We start from the raw sequence: 19,453 nt of genomic DNA, 5'->3' as shown, positions 1-19,453 counted from the left end.
TTCCTTAAAGATTGCGGTTGGGCGGCAGCGACACGTCTTCGAGCAGGCCGTTAAAGACGAGAATCAAAAACAGCACGGTCAAAAGACAGATCAGCACATCACGCCAACGCAGACGATGCCGGGTCATGAAAACAAAGCCGCAGGTAATCACCATTCCGCCCAGGAAGAAGCCAGCGACATTGATCGGGAACGTGGTGGAAACCGCGCGATAAGACGAAATGACACCAAGGCCAAGACCGTTCCACGCCCATACCAGCGCCGGGCCGGTATTGGACATGAAGAACAACCCGACAAAAGTCAGCAACAGGAACTGCACCAGGAAAAAGATATTGGCGCCCGTGATTTCACCTGTCGGTTCCCCGGCATTGTCCGGACCGCGACGAAAGTGACCAAGCGTAAGCAACAAGCCAAGCGGCATCATCAGTCCGGCCAGGATCACCGGAAAGAAGGAGTCTCCGGGCGCAATCCGCCCGGAGATCGTACGTTCGATAATGCCGCCCCGAATGTCATTGGGAAACCAGACGGTGAAGCACAGAACACAGAAAACAAGTGTCCCCACCCCCAGCCAAAGGTTCCACCGCGCCTTTTTCTCTGGCGCTTCGAGACGGGAAGCACTCATTCTACCAGTGCTTTCATCATCTCGACATTGGCGGCATAGCCATCAATGATGGTTTTGCGCAATGCGTCGCCGGTTTCGATAACCGGTGCCGGCGGATACTGTTTTTCGATGAATTTCCGGGTTTCACTTTCCGGATTATTCAGGATTTCAGCAACCGCTTCCGCGATGGTGTCACGCACTTCGTCAGACATGCCTTTCGGCGCAACGATGATGTATTTGTAGCCGAGATCAAGGTCGATACCCTGTTCTTTCAGGGTCGGGGTATCAGGGGCCTGCACCAGATGGGTGCTTTCGGCCGACGACAGAATGGTCAGTTCGCCAGCTTCGACCAGCGGACGCTGAACACCGCCGCCCCAGGACAGGTTGGCATCTTCGGCCACAACGGCGTTCAGGGCACCTTTGCCGCCTGCCGTGCGCAGGTGGTTAACAGTGATGCCAAGTTTACGTGCAATAACTTCTGCACCGGCTTCAACCTGGGTGCCCCAGTTGGCCCAGACAAGGGTTTCACCGGCTTCTGCCGCGGCTTTAACGTCATCAAGCGATTTCCAGCCCGACGAAGTCCGTGCCAATACCGCCATCTGCGAACCGGCAGTGGTGGTGATATAGGTGAAGTCTTCGGGCGAGATATTATCGCTGTTCATCGGCGCGAAGTTATAGGTCGTGGTGATGGCAAAGCCGAGAGTCTGGCCATCGGGTGCCTCATTCTTGAGCTGTGCAGACATCACAGCGCCATCTTCGCCGGATTTGTTTTCCGGGACCAGAATCCAGCCACGGGTCTGTTCAAGTTCCTTGGCCAGCATACGGGCCTGAACATCGGTTCCGCCACCTGCGCCATAACCGATCCAAAGACGGATCGGTCCGTCGGGTTTCCAGTCTGCGGCGAATGCCGAACCGGTGCTCAAGGCCAGCATTGCAGCTGCCGCCAGTACCTTTTTCATTCTCAAACTCCTCGTTCTCCAGACGTGATAGGTTCCAAAATCTTTACGATTTTTTTCCTTCGATGATTTCCATCGGACGGTGCCCCCTTGGCAGTTCGAAACGCTGCACAAGAATTTGTTTTTCGTTGAAACTGCGATCTGTTGCTTCCCAGATCAGGCCAACATGCGGTGCCGCCAGATCAAGGTTTGCGCAGGCCTTGGCAGACAGTTCGTCCGCCGTGACGCGATGTGTGACCGACAAGGTCGGCAGATTGAATTTTTCTGCGAGATGCCGGTGGACCGAAACACCGTCAAAATTGTTCAGACCACCACGGTCTGACAGTCCCTCGGCGTGGGCGTTGCGCAGGAAAATGGAACTGAAGACCGGGCGTTCGCCTTCGATCCAGACCAGACGATCAAGTCGTACGACCGGATCTCCTTCAAAGCCGGCGGCCAATGGTCCGAGTTCTTCGGTATGGGCTTCTTCGACCGAGATTCCCCGCGTATAGGGCAACAGGTTTTCACCCGTGACCGGATCGCGAAACCGATAGACGTGCACCTCGGGGACCTGATTTCGGAAATCGGCAATAAAAGTCCCGAGTTTGCGCCGACGCACAACGATGCCCTGCTCAACCAGCTGCGCCAGCGCCTTTTGCACGGTGCTCAAACCGACCGGAAGGACGTCGCACAGTTCCGTCTCGCTCGGCAAAGGATCACCGGGCAGGTAATGACCATCTCGGACACAGCCGTAAAAGGCTTCGGCAAGGCGTGCATATTTTGGAAGCGAGCTGTTTGCATCACTGGCTTCCATTTCTGCGGCCACACGTTTCAGTGCGTTTGTTGTGCGTTCCTTGTTCATGACACAATCATAAAACTAACTAGTTATGGCTTGTCAACTACGTAGTTAAAGAATAGAAACAGTTATGAAGATAACGGCGGTTGGGCGCGTTACGTCCCGCCTTTGCTGTTTTGGAAAGACTTCAAGGAAAACCTATGAGTACCAATAACTTCGCCATTGCCACAGGCCATCCGATCGCCACAGAAGCAGCGGAAACAATGCTGCGCGCAGGCGGCAATGCCATCGATGCCGGCGTTGCTGCGGGGCTGGCACTTGGCGTTGTTCACCCCGAACTTGTTTCTGTTGCCGGTGTTGCCCCGATCATTTTGCGTGATGGCAAAACCGGACGGATTACAAGCTATGACGGGGTTGGTGTTTGGCCCAAAGCCGCCAATGTCGAATGGTTCCACAAAAATTTCGGCGATTCCGTGCCCGAGGGCATTTTGCGTACTGTGGTCCCCGCCGCCCCGGCCGCCTGGATTCGCGCCCTGTCCGAATTTGGCACCATGCGCTTTGGTGATGTGGCAGCCCCGGCGATCAAGGCGGCACGTGACGGTTTTCCGGTGTTCGAATTGCTTTCCGAATTCGTAAAATCCCGTCACCGCGAATATCAGCGATTTGAATCAACAGCCGAGATTTTCCTGCCCAATGGCAAACCGCCGGTCGTTGGCGAAACCTTTGTCCAGACGGATCTCGCCAACAGTTTGCAAATCATGGTCGATGCCGAACGCAATGCCAAAGGTGACCGCAAAGCCGGATTGGCCGCGGCAAGGGCAGCGTTTTACGACGGTGAAATTGCCCAGCGCATCACCGCATTCCATGCTGAAAATGGCGGTCTTCTGACCATGGAAGACATGGCATCCTATGAAGTGCGCGAAGAAACAACATTTCCGGTGAAGTTCCGCGACAGCGAAATTTACTGTTGCGGGGCATGGTGTCAGGGCATTTCAATGGCTGAAACACTGACCATGCTTGAAACGGCTGGCAAGGAGCGGATCCTTACGCCAGATGGCGATATTGACCGGCATTTCCTGCTTGAGGTGCTTAAACGGGTTTTCGCCGACCGCGAAGCCTTTGTCACCGACCCCGATTACATGAAAGTTGATCCGGCGTCCTTGCTTGATGCCTCTTTTGTTGCTCAACGCCTGGCAACGATATCGGAAACCCGTTCTGATCCGATGCCCGCCCCGGGCGACATGGATCACATCAATGCCGCGTATCGCAATAACGCCGGCGAAACTCCCGAATATGCGCGCGGTTCTGCCGACACGTCACATGTCAGTGTGATTGATGGCGACGGCAACATGTTTTCTGCCACGCCAAGCGACCCAAGCTCAGACACCCAGGTCATTCCCGGCACAGGACTGAGCGTATCGTCGCGCGGGTCACAGTCACGCGCCATCCCGGGGCATCTGAATGCATTGGCACCGGGCAAACGCCCGCGCCTTACACCCAACCCCATCCTTGGCCTGAAAGATGGCAAACCATGGATCGCAATGGGAACGCCGGGCGGTGACATTCAGATCCAGGCGATGGCACAGGTTCTTATCCATATGATGGATCGCGGCAAAGGCCTGAAGGAAGCCATTCTGGAACCGCGCGTTTCAAGTTATGCCTATCCCGGCTCCTTTGCCCCCCACATCGCCTATCCGAACAAGGTTCTTTATGAACAGGACCTGCCGGATGCCGCGATCGCGGAGCTGCAAGCGCGCGGTCATGACATGGAAGCCTGGCCGCAACAAACCTGGAAGGCTGGCGGGATCTGTGTCGCCATGTCTGATGAAAACGGCAATCTGAGCGCCTTTGCCGACCCCCGCCGTGCCGGCACCGCAACAGTCAACGCTTAACCCCTTCGCGCCACCACCACGCAGGAGACAGGCACCATGGACATTCCGACCGAACTGTTTGCGCAACTGACTGATCCGGCGACGGCAGATACAGCGTTTCACGACCTTTGTGCGAACGCGATCCCAAACGAACTATACAGCGCCATGCGTTACCACCCCGCCACGATCGAGGTAGAGCGCATAGCGTCAACCATGCCCGAAATTTACCCGGTTGGCGGTCGCAAACCGAAAAAGGACACGCCGTGGGGACAAAAGGTCCTGATAGATCGCCACATCAATCTTGGCAGCGGTGCTGACGATATTCGCTGGGCATTCTCCGACCACGAAACCATCCTTGGACTGGGTCTTGATCAGGTTATGAATGTCCCGGTGATTTTGGGCGAACAGGTTGTCGGCACGATGAATTACCTGCGCCTGCAACAGCCGTTTAGCCTGCAGGAACAAGCCATCGCCCAGCTTCTTGCCGCCTGCCTGGCAGCAAGACTGGCCTGACCGGCCTAGCGTTTCATAATCACCAGCGCAACGCCAAGTGCCGCAACCCCGAAACCGGCAAAGCCAAGCGCACCAAGATGTTCATCGAACAGAACCCACGCAAAGAAAGCAGCGGTCGGCGGCACAAGATAAAACATGCTGGCGACCCGGGTTGCTTCACCCTGTTTGATCAGAACCATCAACAACATGATCGCACCGATTGACAGCACCAGCACAAGCCACGCCATCGCCAGAATGAAGTTCATGCTCCATTCGACGGAGAGCTCATCCTTGAACAGTGCGACGACACCGACAAAGGCCGCAGCGGCAACATATTGAATGACCGTACCGCTCATCAGGTCCATGCCGGTACAGAAACGCTTTTGATATAATGTACCGGCGGTCATCCCCAGCAAGGCCATCACGGCCAGCCCGATGCCAAACGGGGTAATGCCAATGCCATCGCCAATTTTGGGCACAAGGACAAGGGCCACACCGACAAGTCCGAGAACCAGTCCGCCCCACTGGCGCATCGAAACCCGTTCGCCAAGAAGACTGCCAACAACCGATGCCGTGACAACGGGCTGCAACCCGACAATCAGTGCGGCAAGGCCGGATGGCAAACCGGTATCAATCGCCCAGAAAACGCCGCCCAGATAAATGCCATGCACCAGAACGCCGGCCGTTCCGATATGCGATGCTTCCCGCCAGGAGGACGGCCATCTTGCCTTCATCAGCATCACGACCGGCACCATCAACAAGATGACAATCGCAAACCGGACAAACAGGAAAACAAACGGATCGGCATATGGCAGGCCGAATTTGGCGCCGACAAATCCGGTGCTCCAGAGAAACACAAAGACAAACGGCATGATCCGGCCGAATGCCGGGTGGTTGGTGGCAGACATGACTTCCCCTCTAACCGGCGGGCGGTGCAGAATGGGGCGCATCACCAACCGAATGACGGCCTGTACTAACAGGCCGTCTCGATATTATTCCGTGGGCTTTTTCTTGCCCTTTTCGTCGCTTTGGCGGTTTTCACCCTCGGCCGAGAAATTGGTGAAATACTGTCCGGCATCGACAATGCCACGGCGGATTTCGCGCGTGCGGGTAAACAAATCAAACAGTTTATCCCCCTCGCCCCAGCGGATGGCGCGCTGCAATGCCATCAGGTCTTCCTGAAAACGGCCAAGAACTTCAAGCACGGCTTCGCGGTTGTTCAGAAACACGTCGCGCCACATGGTCGGATCGGATGCCGCAATACGGGTAAAATCACGGAAACCCGATGCGGAAAACTTGATCACTTCCTGACGCAGGGCATCTTCAAGATCGGTTGCCGTACCGACGATGGTGTAGGCAATCAGATGCGGCAGATGCGATGTGATCCCCAGAATGCGATCATGATGGTCGGCATCCATGCATTCGACATACATGCCACAGGCTTCCCACAGGGCTTTGACTTTCTGGGTCGCACTTTCGGGTTCGCCCGCAATCGGGGTCAGGATGCACCAGCGTTCCTCGAACAATTCGGGAAAACCTGAATCCGGACCGGAATGCTCGGTCCCGGCAAGCGGATGGCCCGGAACAAAATGCACGCCTTCGTCAAGATACGGTGCAATGTCACGAATGACCGATTGCTTGACCGATCCGACGTCAGAAACAATCGCACCCTTTTTCAAGGCACCGGCAAGCTGCGCGCCAATGGCTTCGTTGGCACCGACCGGCGCACAGATCATCACCAGATCCGCATCCCCGACCGCTTCCTTGATGTCACAATAAGCTTCATCGGCGATGCCAAGTTCAAGCACGCGATCGCGGGTCTTTTCAGACCGCACGGCACAGGTGATCTTGTTGGCAAGGCCGTCACGTTTGATGCGACGCGCCATTGAGGACCCGATCAGGCCCATACCGATAAAGGCAACAGTATCAAAAAGCGGCTGGGATGCGGTATTGGTCATTTTACTGGTTCACAAAGTCTTTGATGGTCTGAAGGCAGATTTCCATTTCTTCCTTCGTGCCGATGGAAACACGAAGCATCTGCGGCAAACCATAGGCACCGATTTTGCGCGGGATCACGCCACGGGCCATCATGAAATCATTGGCGGCATCGGCATCCTTGCCAGCAACTTCCGGGAATTCGACCATGACAAAGTTGCCATAGCTCGGATGAGCCTTCAGGCCTGCAATCGCATTGATCTCGTCACGGAACCAGGCAAGCGTTTCCGCATTGTGGCGTACACATTCATTGACGAAATCATCATCATCAAGGGCTGCAACGCCCGCTTCCTGGGTCGGCAGCGGCACGTTGAACGGATTGCGCAGGCGCTGCAACACATCGGCAATTGCCGGCGGCGCATAGCACCAGCCAAGACGAATGCCGCCAAGACCATAAATCTTGGAGAATGTCCGGGTCATCACGGTGTTGTTGCCGGCTTTGACCAGTTCTTCACCCGCACTGTAATCTTCCTGACCGGTCATGAATTCGGCATAGGCCGCATCAACCACCAGAACGATATCTTCGCGCAGGCCATCACGCAGACGCTTCATCTCGGCATCGGTGATATAGGTCCCGGTCGGGTTGTTCGGGTTGGCAACGAAGACGATCTTGGTTTTGTCGGTAACAGCGCCAAGCAATGCATCGACATCGGTCGTCATGTTGGTTTCCGGCGCGGTGACCGGGGTTGCACCAACACCCATTGCCGCAATCGGATACATCAAAAAGCCGTGCTGCGAATAAAGAACCTCGTCGCCCGGACCGGCATAGGCACGGATCAAAAGCGTCAGCAATTCATCGGAACCGGCACCACAAACAAGCTGGTCAACTTCAAGGCCGTATTTTTCGGCAAGCTTGTTGCGCAAAAGATCACAACCACCATCCGGATAACGATGCAGACGATCAGCAGTATTGCGAAGGGCCTCCATTGCCTTGGGGCTCGGACCAAGGGCACCTTCGTTGGACGACAGCTTGATCACGCGCTGGGCACCAGCAGAGCTGGATTTTCCACCCTTATAGGGCGCGATATCAAGAATTCCGGGGCGGGGGGTGGGCGCAGACATAACTTAGGTTCTCCCAGAGGAAGCGGCAGCCAATGGCAGCCTGCCAAAAATTGTTAACTCAGTGCGTCTTCTGAAATCGGCACCGCATAGGCACCGACCACACGCAAGCTTTCAGGGGCAAGTCCCTGTTTTGCGAGTGTGTCCTCGAACGCGTCGGCGCGATTACAAAAGAATCCCGGCACATCAACAAGAACAAAACGCCGATCTGCGACCGTATCGTCAGAAAAGCCAAGGATTGTCGCCCCGTCGATACCATCCGCAATTTTTTTGCGCACCGTATCCATCGATATTTCTTTCGACAAGCTGACAACAAACAGAGTCCGGTCATCGCCACTGTCTTCCAGATCAATCGCGGCAAGAACAAAACCCTCGGTCTGTTCGCCGCGCCCGACCGGGCGACCGCCAAATGGCAATTTGGAGACGACCTTGACTGCCGTATCATCCGTCAGCAGCGTCCACCACGGCATGGCTTCACCAAATTCGGGTTTGGGAAACACACCGACCGCCGCCCGGCCGTCTTCAAGCGCACCGAATGCTTCGCGCGGGGTATCAAATTCGATAATTTCGTTCAAACAGCCAAAGTTAAGGCGGGCAAGTTCCCAGCAATCCTGACCATCGGCGTTACGACACAATGCAACCGTATATGGCGCTTCAAGCCTTGTGCCCGCCGCGATCATTTCGCGCCAGATCTGGATCAGTGCCGATTTCGGAAAGGCCCCGTCGTGACGATTGACCAATGTCCGCATGATGCGGGCTTCGCGGGCCGGACGATAGGGCACCTTGACCTTGCCACCAGCAGCAATCACCCGGTCCTTATAGGCCCCGACGGCCTGGACTACTTTGGTGCGCCGAATGATCAGCGATTGCAGCGCCTGATCGATTTCGTCGATCTCGCCGCGCAAACCATCAAGGTCAAGATTTGCCAAATTTTTATCGTCAGACGCCATAATCTACTCTTCTTTTGAACGGCGCACAGTATTAGGACAGGGCCGCCGAATTGCAAAGAAAAGATTGACTAAACCGGGTCTGCTTCATAGCTAGAACAAACGAATTTTCTGCAAACTCGGCAACAAATGCAAAAACACAACCGGGTTTTAGCGAAAAGTCACGTTATGACAGGGAAACCAACGTCCATGAACACCGCCCTTAACAAAGACAAGCGCCCGCCGCTCCCCGGCCATCATATGGTTCTGGGAGAGACGGACAAGCTGCGCCTTGATAGCGGTGTCGAGTTTGGTCCCTTTACGCTGGCCTATCAGACCTATGGCGAACTCAATGCCGATAAATCAAACGCGATTCTGGTCTGTCATGCCCTGACCGGGGATCAGTATGTTGCCGATGATGTTCATCCGATTACCGGCAAGGAAGGCTGGTGGCGCGAAATTGTCGGGCCGGGCAAGATCATCGATACCGACAAATATTTCGTGATTTGCAGCAACGTGATTGGCGGCTGCCTTGGCAGTACGGGTCCCAAGGATATCAACCCGGAAACCGGCAAGCCTTGGGGGCTTGATTTCCCGGTGATCACCATTGCCGATATGGTGCGCGCCCAGACCATGCTGATTGATGCGCTGGGCATTGATACCCTGTTTGCGGTCATTGGCGGTTCCATGGGCGGAATGCAGGTCCTTGAATGGTGCAAAAGCTATCCGGAGCGCGTTTTTGCCGCAGCCCCGATTGCAACATCATTCCGCCATTCCGCGCAAAATATCGCCTTCCACGAAGTCGGTCGTCAGGCCGTCATGGCCGATCCGGACTGGTGCGGGGGTAATTACCTGCTCGAAGGCAAGAAACCGGCGCGTGGTCTGGCCGTTGCGCGCATGACCGCCCATATCACCTATCTGTCACAGCCGGCCCTGCATCGCAAGTTCGGTCGCAAGCTTCAGAACCGCGGCGCAATCACATACAGTTTTGACCATGATTTTCAGGTCGAAAGCTATTTGCGCCATCAGGGCAAAAGCTTTGTCGATCGATTTGACGCCAACAGTTACCTTTATATCACCCGTGCGATGGATTATTTCGATCTGTCGATGGAATATGACGGCAGGCTCGCCGAGGCCTTTACCGGCTGCAAAACCCGGTTCTGCGTTATCTCGTTCTCAAGCGACTGGTGCTTTACCACCGCTGAAAGCCGGACCCTTGCCCATGCATTGAATGCGGCATCGTGTAATGTCAGCTGTGTCGAGATCGAAAGTGACAAGGGCCATGATGCCTTCCTACTTGATGAACCCGATTTCCACATGGTTCTGAGCGGCTTTATCGATGGTGCTGCCGAAAGCCGGGGACTGAAATAATCATGACCAATACTGTTTCAAATGCCGCCGGCACCCCGTCGCTTCCGGCACATAGCGACCGCATCCGTGTCGATCTTCAGCTGATCGCCGACATGGTCGAGCCCGGCACACGTGTTCTTGATATCGGATGCAGTGACGGGGAGCTTCTTGGCTATCTGACCCGCACCAAAAATGTCGATGGTCGCGGTCTTGAACTTTCCAACGAAGGGGTGCGCAATTGCGTCGCACAGGGGCTTCCTGTGATGCAGGGGGATGCGGATCGCGATCTTGGCGATTATCCGGATGGCGCGTTCGATTACGCGATCCTCAGCCAGACCCTTCAGGCCACCCATCGCCCGAAAGAAGTCCTGTCGGAATTGCTGCGTATCGGCAACAAGGCGATTGTGTCCTTTCCGAATTTCGGACATTGGCGTGCGCGGTTTGACCTGATGTTCCGTGGTCGGATGCCGCAAAACCCGAACCTTCCGATCATGTGGTATGAAACGCCAAACATCCATTTCTGCACCGTGCGGGACTTTGTCGCCTTGTGCAATGAAATGAATCTCAAGATCGAACGATCAATGGTTCTGAATGAAAGCGGATCGCGTGTTTCAATGGACAGCCATTCGGGCTTTGCCAACTTCTTTGGCAATCAGGCCCTGTTCATGCTGAGCAAATAACCCATCTTTCCTGTTTCCAACCTGACAAACGCCGTAACAATTGTTGCGGCGTTTTGTTTTGCATCACAAACCCGGTCTGTCCGCGTCTGATGACCATCAAATTCATCGCGGGGACAAAAGATGTTTTGCACATTCAAACGCATCATTCGTAACGGTACCCTTGTCACCGTCATCGGCCTGCTTGCCGCATGCAGCCAGAAGGCCGAGACACTCAAACTTTCGGTCACACAGTTTGGCACGGCAACCGAAACCGCCTTTGACGGATATGATGCCGCCTTCAGTGCCCAGTTTGCCCCCTTCCCCAAATCGGCGGATGCACAGCGTGATGAATTTGTGCGCAACATGGCTGCATTCACCGGGTCTGTAACACCATCAAATATCGAAACACTTCTGGATCCGGATGCGGTCAAGATATCCCCGACCGTGCGCGATCAATGGACTGCAACGCTTCGTGACCTGCGCAACCAGTATCAGCAATTCGTCGCCATCTTTGACAATATCGAAGCAGGTTCCGCACTTGGTGCATCTGCTGTTACCCAATCGGGACCAATACTCGAAAAGCTGCGCACGCAACTGGCAACCATCACCAGTGATTTTGCGCGCAATCCGCCGACATATCTGACACGACGCAGCACACTGATCGCCGAGCTGAATACATTCCGCAAGAATGACAGCAACGACCCCGAAGCGCGGGACCTAGAATACCAGATCTGGTGGCAACGCTGGCAAGGCCTTTTGGCCGAAGAACAGGCAATGCAGTCCAAAACATTGCGGGCATTTTTGACCGCGACAAAACTTGGCGACAAATTGCAGGGACAGATCGACAATTACGCCAGACTGGATGTCGCATCCCTGATCGGGGCTGTTGAACAGGGCATCACCCTTGCCGATCAAATCAACAAGCTCAGTCCGCAAGAACTTGTCACGCAGGGCACAGGCCTGCTTGAAACTGCAACACAGTAAAGCCGGGGATCATCACATGACCGAGAATATCGACACCCTGATCTCAGCCGCCGAACAGGCCTATCAACAGGCATTGGTGACCTATCAATCCGCAAGCATTGATCAAAAGATCGCCACCAAACCCAAACTTGATCAGGCCGCGGAACTGATTGTCACCCTGCGCACCAAGCAGCTGCAAGGTGCCATTACCGTAAGCGACCAGGATGTCGCCGCCATGCAGGATTTGCGGAACAAGGTAAATGATGCAGCCACCCTGCAAACCGCCTTGTCATCGATGGTGGCGCTGATTTTGAAATTCGTCTGACGGGCCTGAAAGGGCGACCTGGCGTCAGTTCCACCGATCGGCATCGGCGTCGTCCGATGCCTTTGCGGTGACCCATTTTTCACCTTCCGGCGTTTCTTCACGTTTCCAGAATGGTGCGCGGGTTTTCAGGAAATCCATAATGAAATCGCAGGCCTCGAACGCGGCACGTCGATGCGCGGATAAGGTAATAACGAGCACGATGCGATCGCCAGGCAGCATTTTGCCGAAACGATGAACAATGCGAACATCATCAAGCGGCCAGCGTTGTGATGCTTCGTCCGCAATTTTTTCAAGTTCGCGTTCTGTCATGCCGGGATAGTGATCCAGCGTCAGGCTTGATACCCGATCATCGCCATGAAGATCACGTACCAACCCGACAAAACTGACAGCAGCCCCGATATCGGTGCGACCATCGGTCAGTGCAGACAGTTCTGCCCCCGGGTCAAAATCATGTTGTTGAACAGAAACGCGCGACATGGCCCCAGTCCGGTAATTCGAAACTCAGTCGAGATGCTTAAGCCCGGTCCGCAAATAGATATAGCCGGTCTGAACCGTTACAATCCCTGCGATCCACAGCAAGATATCACCAATTAAGATCGACGGGATAACCTCGGGCGACGCATCCCCGACCAGAAGAAAGCCGATCGCCAGAATTTGGGCGGTTGTTTTCCATTTCGCAAGCACCGTCACCGGAAGCGGCACCTTCAGTTCGGCAAGATGTTCGCGCAAGCCCGAAACCATGATCTCGCGGCACATGATCACGACAGCCGGCAATACCGCAAGACCGGCAATGCGTTCAAACGCCACCATCATCATAAGGGCTGCAGCCACCAGCAACTTGTCCGCAATCGGATCAAGGAACCGGCCAAGCGGAGAAACCACATTCATGCTGCGCGCCAGATAACCGTCAAAGAAATCGGTCACCCCGGCAAAGGCAAACAGCGCAAAACCGATCCAGTTGCCAACCGGTCCGTCAATGTAAAACGATGCGACCAGTGCCGGGATCACGATGATGCGCGACAAGGTCAGCAGATTGGGAATCTGGTTTTTCATGAACAGGCCTGTTTGCGGGTATTTAGGGCGACAATTTCCAGCCAGAGGGATTTGCACCCCGAAGCCGCGCAATTATTAAAGCCTTGGGTCCATGACGACAAGGGCCGTGTTCAATTGCCATAAAACTGAGACACGGCCCAAGTCATTTATCTAAGCGGCTATGGCGTCTTTCTTTTTCCGGCCGATACTCAGAACCTGATAAAGAATGATCGCAGCCAGAGTAGCCGTTCCAATCCCGCCAATCGCAAAACCACCGAACGTCACGGTAAAGTCGCCACCACCGAAAATCAGGGTAATACCAACCGTAAACAGGTTGCGCGGATCAGAAAAATCAACCTGGTTATCAACCCACAAACGGACCATTGCCGCGGCAATCAATCCGAACACAGCCACGCCAAGCCCGCCCAGAACCGGTGCCGGAATTGTGTGCAGCAATGCCCCGAATTTCGGAGAGAACCCAAGCAAAATGGCAATCACCGCTGCAATGACGAAAATCAGGGTCGAGAAAACGCGTGTGACCGCCATGACACCCATATTTTCAACATAGGTGGTCACCCCCGTGCCACCACCCGAACCTGCCAGCATGGTCGCCAAGCCGTCGCCAACAAAACCGCGGCCGATATAACGATCCATATTCTGTTTGGTCATGCCGCCGATCGCCTTGATATGACCAAGGTTTTCAGCCACCAGAATGAAGGCCACCGGTGCGATCATGACCATGGCGGAACTTTCAAAACGCGGTGCAACGAAATCCGGCATGCCAAACCAGGCGGCGTGCGCAAGACCAGAGAAATCAACACCCGGCATCAGTCCCAGACCATTCCCCAGAACAAGAACTAGACCATAACCCGCCAAAATACCGACCAGAATCGAAACACGGCGCAACGCAACAGGTGCATAGACAGAAACAGCAGCAACCGACAACAAGGTCAGAAGCGCCACCAGCATGTGCATATTGTCACCTGTGATGCCGCTGATCCCCACCGGCGCAAGGTTCAGGCCAATGGCCGCACCGACGGCACCCGTCACCGCAGGCGGCATCAGTTTTTCAACCCAGCCCGTCCCGGTTGCCATAACAACCAGACCGATGGCGACATAAAGCGCCCCGGCTGCAATGATACCACCAAGCGCGCCCCCGATATCGGGGTTCGGACCGGTCCCCGCATATCCCGTCGCAGCAATGACAACCGCGATAAACGCAAAGGACGAGCCCAGATAACTTGGCACCCGACCGGCAGTACAGATGAAGAAAATCAGGGTTCCGATACCGGAAAACAGAATGGCCAGATTGGGATCAAACCCCATCAGAAGCGGGCCAAGAATTGTGGCACCAGACATGGCAACAAGATGCTGCAATCCCATCGGGAACATCTCACCCCACGGCAGACGTTCATCAGGCATGACTGTTGAAGACCGGGTCAAAGACCAGGAAGGAAAATATCGCATTTGTTTCCTTAAGCTGAGATCGTTGATCGCACAAAAGCGCGCTGCCGGGACGGCAATATGCACACGGGGTATTACCCGCCTGCCGCCAAAAAGCAAGACATCAGCAACAGGTTATCAGTCATTTTCGTGGAAATGATCGTAGATCTTTCGCGCCAGGGCGGCACTGATGCCCTCGACTGCCTCAAGATCCGAAAGCCCGGCATCGGCAACCCCCCGGGCTGATCCGAAATGATGCAAAAGCGCCTTTTTGCGCGCACCACCAACACCCGGAACCGAATCCAGAACACTTTTGCCGATCTGCTTGGCCCGTTTTGCCCGGTGGGTTCCGATCGCCCAACGGTGCGCTTCGTCGCGCAGGCGCTGGATGAAATAAAGAACCGGGTCTTTCATATCAAGACGCACCGGTGCCTTGCCCGGGATGTGAAGAACTTCCTTACCGGCATTTCGATCAACACCCTTGGCGACACCAACCAGCATCACATCTTCGATGCCAAGATCTTCAAGGACCTCGCGCGCAACGCCAAGCTGCCCCAAACCACCGTCAATCAGACACAGGTCCGGCCAGGTGCCATTTTCACGATCCGGATCTTCTTTTTGGGCGCGTGCAAACCGACGGGTCAGAACTTCCCGCATCATGGCAAAGTCGTCACCCGGTGCGATGTCGCCCTTGATGTTGAATTTGCGATAGGCGTTTTTCATAAAGCCTTCCGGTCCGGCCACAATCATCCCGCCCACCATGTTGGTCCCCTGGGTGTGGGAGTTATCGTAAACCTCGATCCGTTCGGGCGTGCTTTCCAGATCAAGCTTGTCAGCAAGGTCTTCAAGCAGCTTGCGCTGTGTTGCGCTTTCGGCAAGACGCCGCCCCAGCGCATCCTTGGCATTTGTCAGGGCATGCTCGACCAGTTTGCGTTTGCCGCCCCGTTTGGGCACCAGCAACTCGATCTTGCGGTTGTTATTGATGCCCAGTGCATTTTCGACCAGTTCCTGACCTTCGATCTCGTGAGACAGGAAAATCTGTTTGGGCGCGGGCTTATCGGCATAGAACTGCCCGACAAAGGCCGACAGGATTTCGGGAATTTCCGCAGACTGTTCATGGCGCGGAAAATAGGACCGGTTGCCATAGTTTGATCCAGACCGGAAAAAGAACACCTGCACACAGCTTTGTCCGCCTTCCTGATGCAGGGCGATGACGTCGGCTTCCTCGACGCCTTCAAGATTGATGTCCTGATGCGATCTGATCTGGCTTAATGCACGGATGCGGTCGCGATACATCGCGGCCTGTTCGAATTCCATGCGCTCGGACGCGGCCATCATATCAGCTTCAAGCTGCTTGAGGATTTTCTGGCTGCGGCCGGTCAGGAAGTCACGGCAGATATCAACAAGCCCGTCATATTCCGGCTTGGATATGCGGTCCACACAGGGCGCTGCACACCGTTTGATTTGATACAGCAAACACGGGCGCGACCGGTTCGAGAAAACCGCATCGGTACAGGATCGCAACAGGAATGCGCGCTGCAAATGGTTGATCGTATTGTTCACCGCCCAGGCAGACGCAAAAGGCCCAAAACAACTGCCATCCTTGGCGCGTGCCCCGCGATGTTTGACGATGCGCGGGTAATCATGATCTTCGGTGATCAGGATATAGGGAAAGCTTTTGTCATCCCGCAGAAGAATGTTGTAACGCGGCTTGAGCTTCTTGATCAGGTTGGATTCAAGAAGAAGGGCTTCGGCCTCGGTATGGGTGGTGATGATTTCCATCCGGACCGTCTGGGCGACCATACGGGCAATCCGGATCGGCAATTGCATGATGCGGGTATAGGCCACCACACGCTTTTTAAGGTTCTTGGCCTTGCCGACATAAAGAACCCGATCCTTGTCATCGAGCATCCGGTAAACGCCCGGTGCACCCGGCATGGTTTTCAGGGCGTATTTGATTGCCTCGACACCACGCGCGGCCCCGCCCCGGTTCTCGTCACCTTCAAGGGACAAACCGATTTCCCGCCCCGGGGCATCTTCCCCGTTCGGGTTTTCGGAGGGGGCATCAGGTTTCATAAAGGCACTCCGCAATCAGACAAATACATCCAAAGTTGTGACGGCCGTCACAATCTGGCCGGGCTTTGGAACATAGCCGAAAAGATTAACATCGCAACACCGCGTCAGGGAATCGTGGCGGAAAAAAGATGTCCACCAAGACTGTGGATAACTATGTGGGTAATAGGGGGGCTTCTTCCTGCACCCGTTGAGAGTCTTAACTTTCTGTGAAGTGCCCAAATATTGGGCAAAACAGTTAAGTTATTGATTTATATACCAAAAATAACTGTCAACATGAAATCATTCGGTAATACAGCCGTAAAAATCGAATATTTTCCTTTGATTCCATCTCGCCAAATGCTTGTGCATAAGGACTGCTGCGATTCGCCCTAAGGGAATCACAGAGTCCCTTGGCCCGCCGGTTTGAAAAAGTAAATTTTTTAACGAAATCGGGCGTAAATCAACGCGCGATATTGTGCCGTTCGATTTCGACCCCGACCGCCGAGACGTCTTCAAAAACGTCGAGCTTTTCAACCCGGACGATCACCTTGCGCACGCGCGGATCAGCAAGGCACATATCCGCAAGTTTTTCCCCAAGGGTTTCCACAAGGTTCACATGACCATCCTGGCAGATGCGTCGGGTCCCAACCACAAGATCCTCGTAGCTCAGGACCGTGGTGATATCGTCATTCTGAACCCCGTCCCCTTCGAGGACTGCCAGATCAAGGTTGATCCGGACCCTTTGCGGGGCTTCCTTTTCATGGTCATAAACTCCGATCGAGGTATGAATGACCATATCGCGCACAAAGACACGGCGCAGGCTGCCGGCCCGGTCTGCATGAGGCAGATCGGCAAAAGGCAATGTCGTAATTTTGGCATCCTGTTTCAGGCCTGCGGTCATAGTCGGGTCTTCCTTGTGCTGCTTTTGGGTATGGGCGCCTTGTGCTGCCCTCCCCGTCCGGCCGATGTCAGACCATCATGCCTGACATCATTCGATTGGCTTGTCATTATTGCCACTGGGCGCCCAATCAAGGTGCTGCCCGCCGTCAAGGGCTAACATTTGCCCGGTGATGGCAGGCGCGGCAAGGAAAAATCGAACCGCGTCGCAAATCTCTTGCGGGTTTGTCCCGACTTTAAGCGGGGTTTTCTCGCACTGCTGATCGAAAATGTCCTGTGTTTGTCGGCTACTAGGCAAAGCCGGCCCCGGCCCGATCGCATTAACACGAATTTTCGGCGCCAATGCCAGTGCAAGGGTCTGGGTCAAGGTCCACAACCCGGCCTTTGACAATGTATAGGTCACGAAATGCGGGTTCAGATTCCAGACCCGCTGATCGATAATATTGACGATCAGGCCTTTGACATCGTCGGGCAGGCGTTTGGCGAATTCCTGTGACAGAACAAACGGCGCCCGCAGATTGGCCTCCATATGAAGGTCCCAGCTTTCGCGGGTGGCCGATTGAATGTCATCATACTCAAATGTCGACGCATTATTGATCAGAACCGCAATCGGCCCCAAGGCCGCCTGTGCTTCGCGCACAATCCGGTGGGTGTCTTCTTCGCTGGCGAGATCGGCGGAAATCACACAGGCGCGTCGGCCAAATGCACGGATTTCCTCGGCCAGGCTTTCGGCATCCTTGCGCGAATGATGACAGTGAAGTGCGACGTCATAGCCATTTCGCGCCAGATCAAGCGACAGGGCCCGACCGATGCGTTTAGCTGCACCTGTAATCAAAACGGTTTTGGGCACCTGTGCAGTCATTTTCTGCGGATCCCTTTATGCGTCTGTCAATTCAACCAAGCCGGTTTTCAGGCTGCTACAAGTTGGAAGACATAGACAAAATAGGCAATCACAAATGCACTTCCGGTAATGCGCGAAATTTTGCGAAACGCATAGGCAACAGCAAGCAACCCGACGGTTACCGCCAGCATGATCCACAAATCGGAATTCAAAATCTGTTCCGGCACCGGAATTGGCGCAATAAGCGACACCCCGCCAATAATCACCAGAAGGTTCAAAAGGTTCGAACCCAGCACGTTGCCAAGTGCAACATCTGAATGACCACGGAATGCTGCGACCACAGATGCCGCAAGTTCGGGCAATGACGTTCCGAACGCAACGAGCGTCAATCCGATAACGGCCTCGGAAACACCGAACTGCCGGGCAACGGCAACGCCACCGTCAACAAGCCATTCCGCCCCGAACATCAGTGCGACAATCCCGATCAGGGTCGCCACAAGCGGCTTGGCCCAGCCTTTGGGCACCTCGCCGACTTCATCAACTTCTTCTTCATGCAGATGGCTGGCTTCGCTGGGCATGTTTTTGTCATGCTTGTAGGTGAAATACCAGATAGCCGCCAACACACACAGCATCAAGGCCCCGGCCCACCGGTCAATCGCCCCGAACATGCAAAGTGCGATGAACAAAACGGTGCCCAGCAGCATGGTCCCGCCATCGCGAACAACCGTGATGCGTCCTGCCGCAACCGGTTTAAGCACCGCAACCGCACCGAGGATCAGCAGGATATTGGCAATATTGGATCCGACCACATTGCCCATCGCAATATCGGCCGTTCCTTTGAGCGATGCGTTCAATGACACGACAAATTCCGGCGCCGATGTCCCGGCCGCAACGATCGTCAAACCGACAATGACTTTTGACACCCCAAGCAAAAGAGCCAATCCAACGGCACCACGCACGATAAATTCGCCACCAGCCGTCAACAGGACAAGACCGGCGATAATCTGAAGATAGGGGATAAGCTGTTCCAAGACGCGTTTGCTCTTATTGGGTGTCAATTATATGGACCTGATCAGGCCCGCGGAACATGGCATCTGGCACCGGGATTGGCAAGTCATCAGGGCATGACAATTTTCACAGCACACAATTGAATTCCCCGCCCGGCGCATTAGGTCAAACCAACAAGACAAGCCTTGAAACAGATCAAACCGGTACG

At 54.8% G+C, this 19,453-nt stretch carries 20 protein-coding genes; 6 read left to right on the top strand and 14 right to left on the bottom strand.

What is annotated here, in order from left to right; all coding sequences use genetic code 11:
* Positions 1–4: 4 nt before the first annotated feature.
* Genes SIB88_RS04295 through SIB88_RS04285 form a run of 3 tightly spaced genes read right to left on the bottom strand, consistent with a single transcriptional unit; the run spans position 5 to position 2,395 of the window.
* On the bottom strand, positions 5–619 hold the full coding sequence (locus SIB88_RS04295; protein WP_101245372.1) for a hypothetical protein: 615 nt from the start codon (positions 617–619) through the stop codon (positions 5–7).
* Positions 616–1,557 carry a tripartite tricarboxylate transporter substrate binding protein gene (locus tag SIB88_RS04290; RefSeq protein WP_206926744.1) on the bottom strand — a complete coding sequence of 314 codons (942 nt, stop codon included), beginning with the start codon at positions 1,555–1,557 and terminating at the stop codon, positions 616–618. Before SIB88_RS04290 ends, SIB88_RS04295 begins: the two co-directional genes overlap by 4 nt.
* A gap of 43 nt (positions 1,558–1,600) precedes the next feature.
* On the bottom strand, positions 1,601–2,395 hold the full coding sequence (locus SIB88_RS04285; RefSeq protein WP_412557436.1) for a GntR family transcriptional regulator: 795 nt from the start codon (positions 2,393–2,395) through the stop codon (positions 1,601–1,603).
* 134 nt (positions 2,396–2,529) lie between these two features.
* Here SIB88_RS04285 and SIB88_RS04280 point away from each other — a divergent pair, with 134 nt between their 5' ends.
* On the top strand, positions 2,530–4,221 hold the full coding sequence (locus tag SIB88_RS04280) for a gamma-glutamyltransferase family protein (protein ID WP_412557435.1): 1,692 nt from the start codon (positions 2,530–2,532) through the stop codon (positions 4,219–4,221).
* 36 nt (positions 4,222–4,257) lie between these two features.
* Positions 4,258–4,713, top strand: a complete 456-nt coding sequence (locus tag SIB88_RS04275; RefSeq protein ID WP_412557434.1) for a hypothetical protein — start codon at positions 4,258–4,260, stop codon at positions 4,711–4,713.
* A 5-nt stretch (positions 4,714–4,718) separates the two neighbouring features.
* Here SIB88_RS04275 and SIB88_RS04270 read toward each other — a convergent pair whose 3' ends face one another.
* From SIB88_RS04270 to SIB88_RS04255, 4 genes are all read right to left on the bottom strand, one after another.
* Positions 4,719–5,600 (bottom strand): DMT family transporter, encoded by an 882-nt coding sequence (locus SIB88_RS04270; RefSeq protein WP_412557433.1) that lies wholly within the window; start codon positions 5,598–5,600, stop codon positions 4,719–4,721.
* Between the two features lie 84 nt (positions 5,601–5,684).
* A complete protein-coding gene (locus tag SIB88_RS04265; protein ID WP_412557432.1) occupies positions 5,685–6,650 on the bottom strand; it encodes a prephenate/arogenate dehydrogenase family protein in 966 nt (321 codons plus the stop codon).
* Position 6,651: 1 nt separating this feature from the next.
* The gene (gene hisC, locus SIB88_RS04260) at positions 6,652–7,749 is read right to left on the bottom strand and encodes a histidinol-phosphate transaminase (RefSeq protein ID WP_101245367.1); all 1,098 of its coding nucleotides are present in this window, start codon (positions 7,747–7,749) and stop codon (positions 6,652–6,654) included.
* A 53-nt stretch (positions 7,750–7,802) separates the two neighbouring features.
* Complete coding sequence (locus SIB88_RS04255) at positions 7,803–8,696, bottom strand: chorismate mutase (protein WP_101245366.1); 894 nt, start codon at positions 8,694–8,696, stop codon at positions 7,803–7,805.
* Between the two features lie 237 nt (positions 8,697–8,933).
* On the opposite strand from SIB88_RS04255, the gene metX reads away from it, so the two are divergent.
* The 4 genes from metX to SIB88_RS04235 all read left to right on the top strand — a co-directional run bounded on the left by metX (position 8,934) and on the right by SIB88_RS04235 (position 11,969).
* Positions 8,934–10,043: a homoserine O-acetyltransferase MetX gene (gene metX / locus SIB88_RS04250; RefSeq protein WP_341650688.1), complete on the top strand. Its 1,110-nt coding sequence runs from the start codon at positions 8,934–8,936 to the stop codon at positions 10,041–10,043.
* 2 nt (positions 10,044–10,045) lie between these two features.
* Positions 10,046–10,702, top strand: a complete 657-nt coding sequence (metW, locus tag SIB88_RS04245; protein WP_412557431.1) for a methionine biosynthesis protein MetW — start codon at positions 10,046–10,048, stop codon at positions 10,700–10,702.
* 120 nt (positions 10,703–10,822) lie between these two features.
* Positions 10,823–11,665 (top strand): hypothetical protein, encoded by an 843-nt coding sequence (locus tag SIB88_RS04240; RefSeq protein ID WP_412557430.1) that lies wholly within the window; start codon positions 10,823–10,825, stop codon positions 11,663–11,665.
* A 16-nt stretch (positions 11,666–11,681) separates the two neighbouring features.
* On the top strand, positions 11,682–11,969 hold the full coding sequence (locus tag SIB88_RS04235) for a hypothetical protein (protein WP_101245363.1): 288 nt from the start codon (positions 11,682–11,684) through the stop codon (positions 11,967–11,969).
* 24 nt (positions 11,970–11,993) lie between these two features.
* On the opposite strand, the gene moaE is transcribed toward SIB88_RS04235, so the two are convergent.
* From moaE to SIB88_RS04200, 7 genes are all read right to left on the bottom strand, one after another.
* Positions 11,994–12,446 carry a molybdopterin synthase catalytic subunit MoaE gene (moaE, locus tag SIB88_RS04230; protein ID WP_101245362.1) on the bottom strand — a complete coding sequence of 151 codons (453 nt, stop codon included), beginning with the start codon at positions 12,444–12,446 and terminating at the stop codon, positions 11,994–11,996.
* Between the two features lie 24 nt (positions 12,447–12,470).
* Positions 12,471–13,022 (bottom strand): CDP-diacylglycerol--glycerol-3-phosphate 3-phosphatidyltransferase, encoded by a 552-nt coding sequence (gene pgsA, locus SIB88_RS04225; RefSeq protein ID WP_412557429.1) that lies wholly within the window; start codon positions 13,020–13,022, stop codon positions 12,471–12,473.
* Positions 13,023–13,172: 150 nt separating this feature from the next.
* Complete coding sequence (locus tag SIB88_RS04220; protein ID WP_228194615.1) at positions 13,173–14,423, bottom strand: uracil-xanthine permease family protein; 1,251 nt, start codon at positions 14,421–14,423, stop codon at positions 13,173–13,175.
* A 159-nt stretch (positions 14,424–14,582) separates the two neighbouring features.
* Positions 14,583–16,520 (bottom strand): excinuclease ABC subunit UvrC, encoded by a 1,938-nt coding sequence (gene uvrC / locus SIB88_RS04215; RefSeq protein ID WP_250281747.1) that lies wholly within the window; start codon positions 16,518–16,520, stop codon positions 14,583–14,585.
* A 439-nt stretch (positions 16,521–16,959) separates the two neighbouring features.
* Positions 16,960–17,400 (bottom strand): dihydroneopterin aldolase, encoded by a 441-nt coding sequence (folB, locus tag SIB88_RS04210; protein ID WP_101245358.1) that lies wholly within the window; start codon positions 17,398–17,400, stop codon positions 16,960–16,962.
* Between the two features lie 87 nt (positions 17,401–17,487).
* A complete protein-coding gene (locus SIB88_RS04205) occupies positions 17,488–18,258 on the bottom strand; it encodes an SDR family oxidoreductase (protein WP_228194618.1) in 771 nt (256 codons plus the stop codon).
* Between the two features lie 47 nt (positions 18,259–18,305).
* Positions 18,306–19,268: a calcium/sodium antiporter gene (locus SIB88_RS04200; protein ID WP_286887377.1), complete on the bottom strand. Its 963-nt coding sequence runs from the start codon at positions 19,266–19,268 to the stop codon at positions 18,306–18,308.
* Between the last annotated feature and the right edge of the window lie 185 nt (positions 19,269–19,453).

The organism is Thalassospira sp. MIT121401, assembly GCF_047125595.1.
Classification (GTDB): Bacteria; Pseudomonadota; Alphaproteobacteria; order Rhodospirillales; family Thalassospiraceae; genus Thalassospira; species Thalassospira povalilytica.
Note: the sequence above shows the minus strand (reverse complement) of the source record. Positions and strands in the feature narration are given on the sequence as shown.